9 protein-coding genes are annotated in these 16,971 nt (G+C 46.0%); 7 read left to right on the forward strand and 2 right to left on the reverse strand.

Features of this window, described 5'->3' with window-relative positions:
• Positions 1 to 57 precede the first annotated feature (57 nt).
• From DESDE_RS07675 to DESDE_RS07700, 6 genes are all read left to right on the forward strand, one after another.
• Positions 58 to 1,020, forward strand: coding sequence for an alpha/beta hydrolase (locus DESDE_RS07675; protein WP_014793469.1), 963 nt, complete (start codon positions 58 to 60; stop codon positions 1,018 to 1,020).
• Positions 1,021 to 1,293: 273 nt separating this feature from the next.
• The gene (locus DESDE_RS07680) at positions 1,294 to 2,577 is read left to right on the forward strand and encodes an IS110 family RNA-guided transposase (RefSeq protein ID WP_014793470.1); all 1,284 of its coding nucleotides are present in this window, start codon (positions 1,294 to 1,296) and stop codon (positions 2,575 to 2,577) included.
• Between the two features lie 429 nt (positions 2,578 to 3,006).
• Positions 3,007 to 3,660, forward strand: coding sequence for a response regulator transcription factor (locus tag DESDE_RS07685; RefSeq protein WP_014793471.1), 654 nt, complete (start codon positions 3,007 to 3,009; stop codon positions 3,658 to 3,660).
• Entirely contained in the window at positions 3,657 to 5,054 is a 1,398-nt protein-coding gene (locus tag DESDE_RS07690) for a sensor histidine kinase (protein WP_014793472.1), read from the forward strand. The genes DESDE_RS07685 and DESDE_RS07690 overlap by 4 nt, the downstream gene beginning before the upstream one ends.
• A gap of 81 nt (positions 5,055 to 5,135) precedes the next feature.
• Positions 5,136 to 6,020 (forward strand): hypothetical protein, encoded by an 885-nt coding sequence (locus tag DESDE_RS07695; RefSeq protein ID WP_014793473.1) that lies wholly within the window; start codon positions 5,136 to 5,138, stop codon positions 6,018 to 6,020.
• Positions 6,021 to 6,270: 250 nt separating this feature from the next.
• Positions 6,271 to 7,962 carry a methyl-accepting chemotaxis protein gene (locus DESDE_RS07700; protein ID WP_014793474.1) on the forward strand — a complete coding sequence of 564 codons (1,692 nt, stop codon included), beginning with the start codon at positions 6,271 to 6,273 and terminating at the stop codon, positions 7,960 to 7,962.
• A 129-nt stretch (positions 7,963 to 8,091) separates the two neighbouring features.
• Here DESDE_RS07700 and DESDE_RS07705 read toward each other — a convergent pair whose 3' ends face one another.
• Both DESDE_RS07705 and DESDE_RS07710 read right to left on the reverse strand, forming a co-directional pair.
• Entirely contained in the window at positions 8,092 to 8,949 is an 858-nt protein-coding gene (locus DESDE_RS07705; RefSeq protein ID WP_014793475.1) for an AAA family ATPase, read from the reverse strand.
• A gap of 20 nt (positions 8,950 to 8,969) precedes the next feature.
• The gene (locus DESDE_RS07710; RefSeq protein ID WP_014793476.1) at positions 8,970 to 10,382 is read right to left on the reverse strand and encodes a hypothetical protein; all 1,413 of its coding nucleotides are present in this window, start codon (positions 10,380 to 10,382) and stop codon (positions 8,970 to 8,972) included.
• 271 nt (positions 10,383 to 10,653) lie between these two features.
• Here DESDE_RS07710 and DESDE_RS07715 point away from each other — a divergent pair, with 271 nt between their 5' ends.
• Complete coding sequence (locus DESDE_RS07715; RefSeq protein ID WP_014793477.1) at positions 10,654 to 16,968, forward strand: DUF4073 domain-containing protein; 6,315 nt, start codon at positions 10,654 to 10,656, stop codon at positions 16,966 to 16,968.
• The last annotated feature ends 3 nt before the right edge of the window (positions 16,969 to 16,971 follow it).

Raw genomic sequence — 16,971 nt, forward strand, 5'->3', positions numbered from 1 at the left:
GTAATTAGGAACAAGCTATTGATCATAGTTCTTGTTTTATTTGGGAGGCATAATCCTGTGAATAAAATAATTAAGAAGACGGCGGCAATGGTGATTATTGCTCTTGCAGCTATTTTTGTATTAATGTTATTGGTTGCGCCGCCTGTCGCTGTTCACTTAACTACTAACGGACATGTTGATTATGGTGTTATTGAGGATCACCCGCTTCAGAAAATGTATACCTCGTCGGATTTTGTATTGACATCTAATGATATGATATTGACAACAGAGGATAATTACGAGGTTTGGGCGTCAGAGGTAACAGTTGAAAGTCCGAAAGCAGTTATCATTTATTTGTCTGGGATCCGACAACCATCCGTAACTTACTTTTATGGTCACGCTAAATGGATGAAAAGTGAGGGGTATGCATCTTTTCTTTTAGAGGTTCGTGGACATGGGAACAGCAGCGGAGACAGGGTCTGCCTTGGTTATGAAGAAGCAGCCGATGTAAAAGCTGTTGTGGATTACATTAAACAACAGGAGCGTTATAAAGGTGTTCCAATTGTCATTCACGGTGTGTCTATGGGAGGGGCTATCGCTATAAATTCATTTGGCCAGATAGACGAAATAACAGGTTTGATTGCAATGTCTGCCTATTCCAGCTTTGAAGATGTGGTCGTTGACACGATGAAGCAATATAATATCCCCAGGTTTATTTGTGACATTGAAAAGCCCCTTGTCAGGTTGTCACTGCAAACTGTTTTTGGTGATAAAGTAAATGATATAAAGCCAATCAAACAAGTAGAGAATATTGGTGAACGACCTGCTCTGTTTATTGCAAGTGCTAATGATACGGAAGTATCATACGAAAATATGAATCGTCTACTAAAAGCGGCGCCGGAACAATGTGAGGGATGGCTGCGTGAATCTGATTTAGCGGGGCATTTCATTATTCTGAATCATGATATAGAAAACGTAGATTTGGATACGGAATACTGCGAAAAAGTTCTCTCTTTTTTGGAGAATAAAGTTGTGCATTAGGCTGAGTGGCTGTCGTGTAGCGGGTTGAAAAAGTACATTTTTCAGCCCGTTTTTATCTGTTTGTAGTTATTAATGATATTTACTAATTTGAATATGAACTTCCCAAATAGAATTGACTTTACAACTCTATAACATAATAGTGATACTATCGAGTAATAAGGAGCATTCCTGTAGTAGTCAAAAATGAGCTTTGTCAAAAAGAAGACCTCACGTTACAATTTGAAAGGACTGTTGGCCAACAGAATCCAATCAAAATAACGGAGGTCATCCCCAATGAATTTTACACAAAACGAGAAGCTAAAGCAACTATCTGAAAGAAGTATTGTGATCGGAGTGGACATCGCCAGCGAGCTTCATTATGCCAGGGCATTTGACTGGCGAGGAGTCGAGCTGGGCAAGGTCTTCAAGTTTGAAAACAACGCTGAAGGATTCAAGGATTTCCATGCATGGATTGAACGTTTAAAAAGGCAAGCACAAAAGGAATGCATAGTGGTAGGCGCAGAACCAACCGGTCATTACTGGTTTAGCCTGGCATCTTACCTAAAAGAGCAAAGTATTAAGCTGGTCCTCGTCAACCCGTTCCATGTAAAGCGTAGTAAGGAGCTTGATGACAACCACCCCAGCAAAACGGATGCTAAGGATCCCAAGACCATCGCTAAGCTGGTCATCGAGGGCAGATACAATGAGCCCTATATCCCGGAAGGAATCTATGCAGAACTGCGAATAGCAATGGCCTGTAGGATGCGCATCCAAAAGGAATTGAACAGTATAAAAAATCGCATTCAGCGGTGGCTGAAGATCTACTTTCCCGAGCATGAAACGGTATTTGGAAAGTTTGATGCCACGAGTAGCATGCTGGTATTGCAAGTTGCTCCGCTACCTAAGGACATTGAAAGGCTTGGAGTAGAAGGAATCAACCGAATTTGGAGAGACAACAAGTTGAGAGCAGTGGGAATGAAAAGGGCTAAGAGCCTGTATGAAGCTGCTCAGAAGAGCATTGGTTGCACCGAAGGAGAGTCTTGTTCCCGAATGGAAATTCAGCTATTACTCCAAGACTATCACACTAAAACGGCACAATATCAGGCAGTCACTGAAACCATTGATGGGTTGTGTTGTCAAATCCCCGAAGTAGCCAAGTTACTTGAAATTAAAGGTGTTGGCCTTGTTACTGTGGCAGGTTTTCTCTCCGAAGTTGGGGATATCAAGCGTTTTAATTCTCCAAAGCAAATTCAAAAACTTGCGGGCTTAGCCTTGCGAGAGAGTAGCTCGGGTAAGCACAAAGGACAGACCACGATCAGCAAGCGCGGCCGCGCACGACTAAGGGCGATTCTATTTCAGGCAGTAATGCCACTCGTCGCAAAAAACGCAGAGTTTGCAGAGATACACAACTACTATACGACCAGGAGTAAGAACCCTCTGAAGAAGAAACAATCGTTAATTGCCTTAAGCTGTAAACTGATTCGGGTGTTCTACGCCATATTAACAAAGGGTACAGACTATGACCCGAAGAAGCTCATTACAGACATACATCGCCCAGCTGAGTATTTAGCTGCGTAAGAGGAATAGTAGCGAAACCATAAGAAACAAACGATCTTTGGGTTAAAGCGTCACCCCAGAAGCGAATAATCTAGGTAACCTAGCAAGACAAAAGAGCTGGTAGTCAGTCGCATAGTTCACCATTAGAGCAAAGACTCGGTTGAGGAGCATAACTGACACCCAATCATGGATAGGTGGAACGAAGGAATTTAGGGCAGGTTTTAACCTTGACCCTGTTAGACATGGGAGGTTTACCACCGTGAGAATAATGGGTTTACAACGGCCAACATATGCCAAAAAAGCAGACGTTTGCTTTGCTATACCCAAATTCTCTGAATTAGGCATTCTATGCGAATTCTATCCGTGGTGAGCTAGTTTGTTTGGTAAGGAATTCTATGAAAAAGCGAGATATTCAAAGAAAATCAAAAGATATTATAGGGAGGTGGATCAATGGCATCCATTTTAATCGTCGAGGATGAGGAGGCAATCAATGAGCTGGTTAAAAGAAATCTGCAGCTTGTAGGTCATCATTGTGCCTCTGTTTTCGATGGGATAACCGCTGTATCGGAAATACAGTGCCAATCCTACGATTTGATAATTTTAGATATTATGCTGCCGGGGCTGGACGGCTTTGAGGTAATAAAGCATGCGAAAAACACACCCACTATCTTTCTGACAGCCAAAGATAGCCTGCCGGACCGGCTCAAGGGCTTGTCAATGGGTGCGGATGATTATCTGACAAAACCCTTTGAAATGCTGGAACTGCTGGCTCGCGTTGAAGCGGTTCTGCGGCGTACTCAGAAAGCTGCAAGCTGTTTTGAAGCAGGTAGAGTAAGGATCGATTTTGACAGCCGTCAGGTATTTCATGACGGACAGTTGGTGGAGTGCACCCCCAAGGAATATGAGCTCCTTGAAGTGCTTGTCAACAACCGGAATATCGCACTCTCCAGGGAAAGGCTGCTGGAACTGGTTTGGGGCTATGATTTCGAGGGAGATACCCGGACCGTGGATGTACACATCCAAAAGCTGCGTAAAAAGCTGGGCTGGGAAGAGCGGATAAAAACCGTATACAAGCTTGGGTACCGTCTGGAGGTTAGCCGGTGAAACAGCGAACCTTTTTAACAACCCTGGGGCTTTTCCTGATCTTTTTTAACCTTGGTATCTTCTTTGTTTCCAATACCATGTTCAGGGATACGATAAACCGGGCTGAGGAAAGGAGCTTGGGCGAACACTACTTTATTGCCTCCGCTCTGATCAAGGATTTCCGTGCTGTGGAAAGCCGGGGGACAGATGTCAAGAGTTCCATTACTTCCTTACTTCAGCCTTACAGCTATCTCTCTGGGGATAACAAGGCGGGGCTTGCACTTTACCGGGAGGGTCAGCTTATTTATTCCAACAAGGATGCCATGATAGTGCAGAATAATTTCCTGGAGCCTCCGGAGAACGGTAACCGGCTGGCAACGGTACGGAAAGCAAACGATAAAACCTATGTCATCGTCTCAGGAAAGCTCCCTCTTCCTTATGATTCTTATACCTTGGTCTACCTCTACGATACAACTGAAGGGATTACGGCGTGGAATCATTTGAAAAATATGCTGTTTCTCGGAGGATTTGTGCTCTCTGTTCTACTGGCTCTCGGCCTTCTGCTGGTACTGAACCGGATATTCCGGCCTCTGACACAAATTTCCCAGACCTCAAGAGATATCGCCAACGGGGAATATGAAACCAGGCTGACCGTTTCCGGACAGGATGAACTTTCCGAAATGGCACAGAGCTTTAATCACATGGCGGAGGAAATTCAGCGCCAAATGACAGAGCTTAAGGATGCCGCAGATAAAAAGCAGCAGTTTGTTGATAATTTCGCCCATGAACTCCGCACCCCCCTGACCGCTATCTATGGCTATGCCGAATACATGGAAAAGGCTGTTTTGTCGGAAGAGGACCGGCTGTTGGCCTTAAACTACATCATGTCGGAAAGCCGCCGCCTGCAAACCATAGCATCGCAGCTTCTTGCCGTGGCCAATCTGCAGAATAATCCAATCGACTGGGAAGAACTAAAAGTAGCCAGCCTCTTTGAGGCGGTCAGCCAAACCCTTTACGGCAGGCTTGCCGGTAAAGACATAAAAATAGAATTCATCATGGAAGTGGGAACGCTTTGGGGAGACGCCGCTTTGCTGGAAAGCTTATTGATCAACTTGATTGACAATGGGATCAAGGCCTGTGAAAAAGGGGGGCACATTATAGTGAGTGCTGTCATGGAAGGGGGTAGGAAAGTCATCACCGTTAAGGATAACGGCAAGGGCATGATCCCCGAAGTCCTCACCCAGATTACGGAACCCTTCTACCGTGGAGAAAAATCACGGAACCGGAGCGACGGCGGCACCGGATTGGGGCTGGCCATCTGCAAGCAAATTGCTTTGAGTCATCATGCGGAGTTGAGCTTTACCAGTCGTCCGGGGGAAGGGACAACAGCGAAAATTACTTTTACAACTTCATAACAACTCGATAACGATTCGATAATGCAGGTTTCCTATACTGCTTACTGTGATCACAAATTAATCAATAAAGGAGAGATGTAGATGAAAACGAGCAGTTCAGAAGGGAAACGTTTGAAAAAGACGGTTTTGGCAGCCGCATTGCTTATCGGAGCAACCACGATGGTATTCCAGGGGATAACCCAAATCGCTGTAGCGGCAGAATATAACAAAACAAATGCCATTCCCACCAATTATGCAGGCTCCATGGAACAGTCATCCACTACTGCGGAGAACAGCTTGCCGGAAGGCTACCAGAAAGCGAATTATAGGGTGGGGGCAATTGACCTTGAGTATTATAAGAAGCAAACTCCAACCTCTAAGGATATAGCAAAGGAAGCGGCGGCAGAGATCGGAGCACAGGCTCTTTGGAGTGTATACGGGGTGAGCCTGGAGGGACAGGTAGTGGAAATGGGGTATCAGCAGGCTAACGAGAACCTTCCCCGCTCGAGCTGGTATGCCGATGTACTGATCGACGGCGAGCGAAGCTATTCCTTCACTGTCGATTCTGTGACAGGTGAATTATTTTCTGTAGTAAGAGAGAGAACCTTAAAAGAAAAGGTCTCAGTAGCTTATGATGCAACCCTCGCCCAAAATCCCCAGGAATATATAGAGTTGGCAAAGAAAACTGCAGAGACCCTCAATGTGGTGCATGGCGCAGTGGCAGCGGTGGAATACAATGGTCAGGGCTACGGAAACAACGATCCAAGCATCCAATTCGATATTAAGGGTGAAAACGGTGAGGCCGCGTTGATGTCTTTCTCCAGATATGATAAAACCTTATGCGGCATCAGCTACAATGCGGAGTATAAGTATACATTGGAGTACATTAAAAGAATTGAACAGGAGCTACAGCGCGAGCTGTCTAACCGCAGCCATCCGATAACCGGAGAGGGTGAAGCCATTTTAAAACCTCTGACCCATCCATAAGTCACAACGCATAAAAAAGAGCGGGTGTATTTTCTGACGAAGATACCCCGCTTTTGATATGGTAAGAACTCAAAATAAATTTGCAAGTATATTGTATAACAATTCTTAATTAGGATTGAATTATATAATTTGCAGACGTATAATAGGGGAGCAAGTTTGGAGGGGTTCCCCATTTCTGCAGTGCTGCTGATGGGGGAGAACTTCCGAAGGCTGGAAAGGGAAGAGCCCGTGGAAAGGAGTGGATTGAGGAATGAAGATTAGAACAAAATTAGGGATAATGATGTTGGGAATTGTCGTGGCTACAGTTTTATCGATGGTCTTTACCCTAGGCGGCTTAAATGCCATTAAAGAGACAACGCAGGAACATGAGGACAAAAATGTTCCTCTACTGCTGACTTCTTTGGCCCTGCAAAAAGATATCATCCAGATTCAGCAGTGGCTAACGGATATTTCCGCGACTCGGGGGATGCCCGGTTTTGATGATGGCTTTGATGAGGCGGCTGTACATTATGCAAGTGCAAAGGAAGAAATTCAGCAGTTGCAGGAGCTGGGGCTTGAAGCTGAAACAGCAAAGCTTCTGACTCAGGATCTGGATGGATTTTATCAGATGGGAGTGACCATGGCTCAGACCTATATCCAGGATGGGACTGAAGCAGGTAATCTCTATATGGAAAAATTTGATCCCTATGCCGCACAGATGGAAGACAGCATTGATAAGTTAATTGATGGTGTCCGGCAGAATTATAATGAGGGCAATCAAACGATCGCCACCAGAATTAGTACTATGTTTATTGAGACGACGCTCTTATTCGGCATGATCATTTTAATCAGTATCGCCACGATCTTCGTCATTCAAAAGATAGTGGTTAAGCCTCTGAATAGTATGATTACAATTCTGAAGGACATTGCCCAAGGAAATGGGGATTTGACCAAACGGGTCAATCTTCATTCTAAAGATGAGCTGGGGACGATGGGATTATACTTTGATACCTTTACTGACACCGTACGCAATATTATCGCTTCGGTAAAAGAGTTGGCATCAGAAGTTACCTCTGCTTCCGAAGAGCTGACGGCATCTTCCATGCAGTCTGCCACGGCTGCGGAAGAAATAGCACAGACGATTAACGAAATTGCGCGGGGAGCTTCTTCACAGGCCGCGGTAACAACAGAGGGTTCTGCCCATATGGTGAGTTTTAGCAAGTTATTTAAAGAAAATGAGGAGGGGCTTGAAGCAGTTGCTGCTTCTTCTCAAGAAGTGAATGAACTTGTCGGTCAAGGGTTAGTGATCATTAATGATCTGGCCGATAGGACCAAGGACAGCAGCGCTGCTACCCAAAGTGCTTCGGAGCGTATCCTGAAGACGAGCGAGAGCTCGGATAAAATAAGCGAAGCCAGCAGCCTGATCACCGCCATCGCCGGTCAAACCAATTTGCTGGCCTTAAATGCGGCGATAGAGGCTGCCCGAGCCGGGGAGCATGGCCGAGGTTTTAGTGTTGTAGCCGAAGAGATAAGAAAACTAGCGGAACAGTCCGCCTCCTCCACCATGATTATTGACGAGATGGTGAGGAACCTGCAGCAAAACGCCGACGGTGCCGTAAAGACCATGGGTCAGGTGGAGTTGATTCTGCAGGAACAGACCGAGAAGGTCGGCCTGATTGAAAGCAAATATCAGGAGATTGCCCTAGCCATAAAGCACTCTTCGGAATCTGTTCGTCACATCAGTGAGGAAGGAAAACAGATGGAGAGCAAGAAAAATGAAGTGTTGGATATGATTCAGACCCTGGCGGCTGTGGCAGAGGAAAATGCAGCCGGAGCGGAGCAGGCGTCGGCTTCGATCCAGGAGCAAACGGCTTCCATCGAGGAAATTGCTAAGGCCAGTTCGACTTTGTCAGAGCAGTTCAATGAGCTGCAGGGACTTATCGGCAGGTTTAAAGTTGATTAGTCCTGACCGGGAAAAGAATATCGAAATGATCATTGCATCTGCCGGATTTGCCGGTAGATGTTTTCTTTATACAAAAAATCTCCTGTGAGCATTGGCTTGCAGGAGATTTCGCTTAGTGCGCCATTAGGATTAAAATTCGTTTTGATGTCCTTTGAAAAAATCATAGTAGATGCGGACATTTTCCAACTCTGTCCATCGTTTTACAGTCACGGGATTTTCATCAAGATCATAGATTTTGGCTTCCCTCAGGGCAAGGAGAAAGGGGGAATGGGTAGCGATAATAAACTGGCATTGCCAAAACCGTGCCGAGTCTTCAATAAACTTCATTAATTCCAGCTGACGTTTTGGGGAAAGGCTGTTTTCAGGCTCATCCAGTAGATAAAGGCCCTTTTCCTCTATTTTTTCTGTGAAATAGCGGAAGGCATTTTCCCCGTTGGAATATTCACGGGCATTATCCATCAATTCACTTCTGACAAAACGGGACTGAGTCTTAAACCGGGCATTGTTTACTCTTTTCAACTGCTCGTAGTCTGCCAGGGATTTTAATTGAAACTGGGAATATTTCGCTTCCAGATAGTCGCCAAAAAGCTCTTCCCGTTTCCGGTCAATTCCTTCATTTAAGTTGCGTATATTGAGCATATAGTCAAAGACATCATCGCTGGTAATAATCCGGCTGTTTGCCGGGAGGGCAGTTTTAAGCTCCATCCCACACATAGTGACATAGTCGGGGAAGAAATTGGATTTGTTATAGATGGAATCCCGGGGAATTCCCGCTTTTTCGGCAATCACATTTAAGAGGGTTGATTTTCCTGAGCCGTTTCCTCCATATAAAATGGTGATGGGATCGAAATCAAGTCTTTCCAGCCCCCGTCCCGGAAGGACCTGAAAAGGATAATAGGAGTCGTAACAGGTTCGTTTGACATTGTCCAGGAAGAAGCCAAACTCCCTGTCCCCGTCGGGAAAGGTAAACTGATCTAAATACATCATTGTTTCACCTCATGAGTGTATCACAGGTTATGTAGTTTGGTCTTTAATAACTCGTCAAGATAAGATTGCCATAATTCAGGGCTGAAATCCATGATGGACAAAGTACTCCCAGCCACTTCGCGGTCCAGGAGGTTATTGATCACATCCGTTTCAAAACAATAAATTTTCTCGGACTCATAGTCATGATCAATCCAGTAAATCAGGCTTAATCCTTGTGAACAGAGCACGGCGACTTTAGGCTGTTCGCTGTTCACAATCTTGATTTTATCACGACTTTCCTCGTTTATATAGGAATCAAAGCGCTGGAGATAGGAAACACGTTGTTCAGGTGCAATATCCACGGCGCCCATGAGGGGGACGATGGCTTTACCTGTAGCGAAAATACTCATCATGGCATCCAGTGTGACGAAAAAAGTAGTTTCTTTGACAAGGATATTCTTAAAAAGCTTCAAGATCTTCTCTTTGACGAGTTCATGGCCTTCCATAGTTTCCAAATCCCGCTTTTCAACTAAATAGCCGATGGATATAAAATTATAGACAGCATCGATGGGGGTATTGATCAGCCGGTCAGAGAGGGGCGAATTGGCCTCTAAGGCGGCAATGGCTTCTTTTCTGCTGTAACTGATTTTTTTAACGTCCTTCTTCATCAGGGAATTAAAAAAAGAAGCTAAATAACCTTTATGAGTGATCACTACCATAAGAGGTGTTCCATCAATCTGAATACTGAACAGCAGGAGAAATTGTCCCTTCATTAATAAAAAGGAGGAATCAATTTCTTTGTTGATTTGCCATAAATTCAAATCAACATACTGCTGGGCTGCGACAAGAGGAAAAAGAACATTACTGTAGGAAGCGTCGTAGGTGGTCTCAAGAGATGACATATTAAACAAGTGATTGAAGGAGATGTTCTTGCGTTTTTTAGAGGTTACTATTTTGATGCGCTGGAAGATATCGGAGTAATAGCGGTTGAACAGAGGCAGGGTGCTGTAAAACTCTAAAGGATCGGCGCCCTTATCGACGATGGCATCTGAAACAATCACACAAAACATATTCAGAATCGTTTTCTTGCCCAGGAAACCGAATTCTCTTTCCGGGTAATCCAGATTGATGTTGTTCTCTGTGGATAAAACTTTATCCAATTCGTATTCGATGGCATAGGCCAAAAACATCTCCAGTTCATAGTGCGAGCTGAAATCATAGATCACCGGAAAGATCGTTTCGAATTTGAGATAACACCCCCGACCATAGATGGCTTCAGCAAAATAATTAGCAGCTTGCCTGCAGAAGATCCTTTTTTCCCTGAACAAAGGCAGTCTTTTCCCGGTCAGGATTTTGCTTAATCCACTGGGCGTCATATTCATGCTTATCGCAAAATCAGTTTTAGAGGTTTGTGCTATATCGATAAGCTCTTCCAATAGTATACCGATTCCCATATCACGTTCCCCATTCTTATGTATGATACCCTTCTAATTATACATAATTTTGGCCTGGTCACTGTTCCAAATAGGAAATTAATTTTATAATTTTTTCTTTTTTTGTCCATTTAGAAAGATGTTTGGGCTTAGACTTTTCAAGCGTTGCTTTTAAGTAAGAATTTATACTATGAGAGAAGGTGTCTTGTTTAAGACTATATAATGGTGCGCTTATATAGTTTTCTGCGTGACATCCGCAAACGATATTTCGAGGAATGGAGGATGCATCAGAGTGAAACGAAAACGAAACGCATATAGAACTGTGCTGGCCTTATTTCTGGCGGTGTTGCTGGTTTTTCAGACTTTGCCACTCAATCCAGCAGCAGCCTATGCACAGGGCGCACCGGAGGGTTCCGGGATAACAACGATCGGTGAAGGGAGCGAGCCGGGACTTGAGGTGACAGAGTCTGAAGTGACGACTCCCGGGGCGATAGGGGTGCAGCCCATGGCCCTGCCGATGCCTATGGCGGCTGTACCCGGGGATAAAACCGCGGTGTTTATGACTGCTAATTTATCCTTTCCGCTGGAGGTGAAGCAGGGAGATCCCTTGGTTCGTATTGAGCCTAACGGCACCATCCAGGGTAGGCAGCAATTTACGCTAAAATCAGAAGGACTTAAGGTGCCCGTAAATGGTGATGATTCGAATCCGACGAATGCGAATCCCGAAAACTACATTCAGAGGGGTGACTGGATCGAGCTGACAAGTGAGAGCTACTTCAAGGAAGTGGTGTTGCCGACAGCTACCAGAGACCTGAATGCAATGACGGAGACTGGCATGAAAAAGCTTGGCACTGTCTATTTCACCCCGGCCAGCATCAAGGTTGTATTTGATGGTGACGATAGCTTTTTTAATGGTGTCGGAAAAGGTGTTACTTTTAGCTTTGAAACCACCGCCGATGCGGATGTAACGGGAATGAGCTATGGTGATACAAAGCCTATCAGCATCTTCGGGACAGCATATCAGCTGAAAAACTCGGATGTTACGCCAGCATACAGCATTACATTGAGTTCGCCCGGACAAGTAAATTGGGATCAATATAGTTATCGGGGAATTCAAGCCGCACAATTTGTTGAGGGAGCGATTACTTGGCAGTCAACCGTATCTGCTTTCGATCAGTTTGATAATACAATCAAGCTGTCACTGGACGGGAAGACGTTTTTTACGAACCCTACAGAGTATAATACAAAATTTGGCGCTAACAGTGGCAATGTCCAAGGTGTCTATGTAGAAGGTTCATTCAAAGTAAACAATACTGCGGTAACCCCGACCATTGGTGAGGATGGAAGCCTGAGCTACACTTTCCCAGAGGGAACAGGTAAGGATCCGAAGGTTGAGTATAAAACATGGATTCCAAAGGCAGGTTACTATTATGAGCACAGGGACCCGCCGGGCAATCTAGGTCGCAGCTATCGAGTCATGTTTGGTAGGGTAGAACTGAAAGAGGGCAGTACTAAGTTGGTAGAGGCAGGTCAAGAGATTTCTTTTGCACCTGACTGGATTCAAGCCAGTGCCTCCTATGACCATCCTAACCAAGAGATCACATGGACAATCAATGTTAACCAGAAATATAATAAAAAAGGTCTGAAAAACTTTACCATCACAAATGCACTCCCCGCTGGGCTGGAGCTTGAGTCGGCCACATGGCAAACATGGGTAGACGGTGTTGCATCTGAAGTAAAATCCATTGAGCCCGATTCAAACAGTGTTTACTCTTTCGGGGATATCAATGGTAGAGTACAACTTGTGATTAGAACGAAGGTGAAAGCCGGTTCTAGTTTTAGAATCGATCCCCGGGCTAATTGGGAATTGGACACACCAGGCGGTATACAATACAATGATGTGAAGACCGGTATCAGACCCACAGCGGTAACCGACGAGGCAGAAGTTACCATCGGTGCACACGCCTTTACAAAAAGCGGCAGTGTTTTACAGGCGGATTTCAACCTTGGCAGCGTTACATGGACCGTCAACCTAACGCCACAATATGCCCTGCCGGATGCGGTGGTATATGACGTATTAATTCATGGCGGAGATCTGAATGTCTTGGATAACGCTGTGGATGCAACTGGAGAAGTGAGTACATCAACCATTGCAAAAATAAAAGCCAATGTAAATACTGCACAGCTTTGGAAGAAGTATCATGTGGATAGCTTGAAGGGCGTGACGAATGCCACTGGCTTGAGCTTGAAGGCCATTCCTTTGACAGTAGATGGTGAAGTGGTGGCAGATTTGATCAAAGTGACCGGATATAACACTGATAAACCTACTTCCTTCAGCTTCCGTGCACTTGAAACCAATCCAGCCTTCCTATTTAAACAGGACATTAATGCTGATAAAGCACGATGGAATCGAGCCTTGCTGTTTGATGGTGAGGTCATAAAATCAGCGCAAAATTCAACTAATCTTCATATTCGCATGCTGAATAAGGATATGCTCTTTGCGTCAAAGCCATTGAAGGCAGATGGTACGCCTGAAAACTTTACCCCCAATAACATTGGCAGCTACATTTCAAATGATAGTAACGAAGCATGGACGATTTCTGCCTATGACAGAACAACAAAGACCGTCACCTTCCGTTTAGGCATCAATATGCCGGGATATAACACAGAGGAACTTGCAAAGAATGGCGGGAATCGAGTAGTTAGCGACATTAGGTTGGTAGACACATTGCCCGAAGACTGGGAGTTCGTTCCTTTTGAAGATGGGCAAACCTATAAGCTTTATAGAGGCTATTCGGACAATGGCAGCGGCACCGGCTATGGCACCAGGAACGATGCCCAAACACTTATTGAGCCAGGCATCAACGCTCATGTGGTAGAGTTCTCCAATAGCGGAAACGTGGGAACATTTACCTTCTCCAAGCTGGAAAGCCCCTATGTCATTTTGGTCAAGGCAAGACCATCCAATGTGGCCCTGGAGCAATATTTACACGACCATATCACAAACGGCACGAACAAGCAGGTGCTGTATAACAAAGCCGATCTTTACATGACATGGGGCGGAGAGGAAAAGGTAGTCACCGAACAGCGTAAGGTTATTGTACCCATCCAAACACTAGGAAAATCAGTGACCAAACCGGCCCCTGGTGTGCTGGAGTGGACGGTGAACTATACTCCGCCATTTAACATGGCGAAAGATGTTTATCTACAGGATACCTTGGGTGCGGGTATGAACCTACGCAAGGATGAAAGCGGAAAGCTCGTACTGACACTACCCAGTATGGCGGTCTATCGTGCCAAACTGACTCCAAGTGGTGCTCTGGAACGAGAGGGCGTAACACTGAACCTCAGCGCCCCCAATTGCGAAGTGCAAGTGGAAGCCGAACCGGGTGAGGGTGGCACTACAGTCCTGAAGTTCATGATGAATAACCCCAATCAGCTCTACCAGTTTGTGTACCAGACGGAAGTTGATTCCACTAAAGCAAAAGCCGGCGACAAAATGGGCAACGAGGTAAAGCTGATGGGTGATGACAAACTGAAATCTATCAGTGCCAAAAGCGAAAGCACTCTGGACAGTTCGGACGTAGCCGCCAGTTCAGGTTCTAATGCTCTGCTGCCACTGAAAAAGGTGGATCCCGATGGTAAACCGCTAGGAAACGTATGCTTCACATTATATAAGGCGAGTGATGGGACAGAAGTTAGAACAGGAAAAACTGGGACTGACGGAACACTCAATCTGATATTCCCAGATCCAGGGTATTACGAGCTAAAAGAAACTTGTTATGACGAAAATACTTATCTACCCAATATAAAAATTTATGAGGTATATGTAGGAAATACCCCTGGGAAGCCCATCTGGGTAGACGGTGTAAAAGTAGATAGTGAGAATCGGCTGACTGTACCCACCCCTGCTGCAGGCAAGCTGACCGTCAAGAACGTCGTGAAAGGCAACAACGGCGACACAAACAAGGAGTTTGTCTACGCCATTACCTTTGAAGTTGAAGACGAAGACGATAATACTTATACCTATACAAACCCGGATGGCACCAAGGGAACCTTCACCCTCAAAGACAGAATAACTTTTAAACTCCAAGACGGAGCAACTTTCGTTATTGAGAAGTTGTTGGCGGGGGTTAAGTATCTCGTCACTCAGGAGGAGAACACAGACGGACACATCACTGACCCGGCAGAGCTGCAGTACACAGAAACCATTGTCTATAATGGTGACCATAAAGCGGACTTTATCAATACGCGGGATTGGTTTGGCAGTCTGCGCATAAGCAACACTGTGACAGGCAGTGGTAGTGACAATGGGAAGGAATTTGAATACAAGATCGCTTTTAGTGATGGCGGAACCTATTCCTACACAAAGAATGGCGGCAGCGAACCTGTCAACATAGCGTCAGGCGGCACAATTAGCCTAAAGCATGATGAGTATATCGTCGTTAAGGACATTCCTCACGGCGTGACCTACACCGTCAGCCAAACCAGTTACGCCGACGACGGCTACACAACCAACCCGGGGGGAGAGCTGAGCTTCACAGGAGAGCTGGAGTTCGAAGGAAAGATTGTGAATGCTGTTGAAGCACAAGCACCCTTTAAGAACAACCGTCAGCTGCCAGGGACCCTTGAGCTTAAAACAAAGCCGGCCAGTGATCCGGGTGACCCGAAAGATGTTGCGAAAGTACCTGGTGACGGAGCACATCCGGCTAAGCTGATTGCCAGCCTTATTGATGAGAGTGGCAAACCGGTCATAGGTGCAATGGTGACGTTCAAAGACAAGGATGGCACTGTGGTAGGCACAGCAGTTACCGACAAAGATGGGAAAGCTGAAGTGGAATATCAAGCGGATAAGGTGATGGATACAGACGAGAAGACATATCCATTCACCGCGACCACCACGGCTAAAAGTCCTTCAGGGGTTCCTTATAAGGAATCCAATGAAGTGAAGGTCATCGCAACTCCTGCGGCACTCTTCGGTATTCTGCGTGACAACACAACCGGAGAAGTGATTCCAAATGCAGTAATTACAGTGGAAAACGTAAAAACCGGGGAAACAGTGACAATCACAACCGATGAAAACGGTGTATACCACCACCCAGTCAATAGGAACGAAGAATACACCATCACCTACAACAAGATGGTAAACATCGGCGGTGTTCCAACGCCTGTTCCCTTCACCCAAAAGGCGGATACTGAGGGCAGTACGACTACAGAGGGTAAGGATATTCCGGCAGAGATTACAGCTGTGGGTATCGTGCTCTTCAAGCAGCCTGATGGAAAGTCTTCAATGATACAGGGGACGTTTGCCGGAAATCTGAAGGTCTACCTAAAGGATGAGACGGGCAAGTACATTGAGGAAGGCGGCGTTCCTAAGGCATTCCCCTTGGATCCGCTGTATGGTACCTTTGCGGCCCCTGGTTTAACCGAGCAAACCTACACCATGGAAGTGCGTTACGAAGTTGAGCCGGGAAAAGAACTGGTCATCAGCAAGTCAGAGCTGAAAGTCAAGGCAGACGGCGAACTGAATATTTCAGAAGAGCTTGTTGATCCCTACGGTACGATTACAGATAAAGTCACCGGTAAGGTCATCGAAGGTGCAGAAGTGACGCTCTATTATGCGGATACACCGCGGAACCAAGGCAAAGGAATTACTCCGGGTACGAAAGTAACCTTGCCTTTAATTCCAGGTTTTGCACCTAACGATAACGGTAGCCCCAGTCAAAACAGTGACGAAAACGGAGAATATGCCTACATGGTGTTCCCGGATACGGATTACTATCTGGTAGTTACCAAACCTGGGTATGAAACCTACACGAGCGGTACTATCTCAGTAGGCACCGATATCGTACGCTATGATGTGCAAATGACCCCTGTAAGCAACAGCGGAGGCGGCGATGGGGGTATTGGCGGCGGCTATACGCCCCAGGTTCCCACTGCGCCGAAGGTCAGTGCCGACGATACCAGGAATATTCTGGTAGGCATGAACATCGATATGGAATACTCTGTGGACGGCGGCAGCTGGCGCACCTATGATCCGGCCAATCTTCCGGATCTGTCCGGCAACCACACCGTGAGGGTCAGACTGAAGGCTCAGGGCAGTACACCGGCTGGTGAGATAACCACTCTTAACTTCACTGTCAAAGGTTCTGGGAACAACGCTAACAGTGGTAACAGCGGTAACAGTGGTAACAATGGTAACAATGGTAACAATGGCAGCAGCAGTGAGAGCGGCAATACACCCCAAACTCCCTCTGCGCCCCAGGTAAAGGCCGACGATACCAAGAATATCCTGGTGGGCATGGACACAACTATGGAATACTCTGTGGACGGCGGCAGCTGGCACACCTATGACCCGGCCAATCCTCCGAGCCTGCCCGGCAACCACACCGTACAGGTCAGGACCAAGGCAACGGACACTACCCCAGCTGGTGAGATGGCTACCCTGCGCTTTACGGCTAAAGGTACTGCCGGCAACGAATTGGACGATGTTCCGAAAACAGGTGATAACAGCGCACCCTTAAGCTTTTATCTGGCTCTGGGGCTGATGTCCTTAATCCTATTGGGCATTTGTCTGCCAAACCGCAGGAAGCAAAGCAACATTTAACCG

The sequence above is a fragment of the Desulfitobacterium dehalogenans ATCC 51507 genome, assembly GCF_000243155.2.
GTDB lineage: Bacteria > Bacillota > Desulfitobacteriia > Desulfitobacteriales > Desulfitobacteriaceae > Desulfitobacterium > Desulfitobacterium dehalogenans.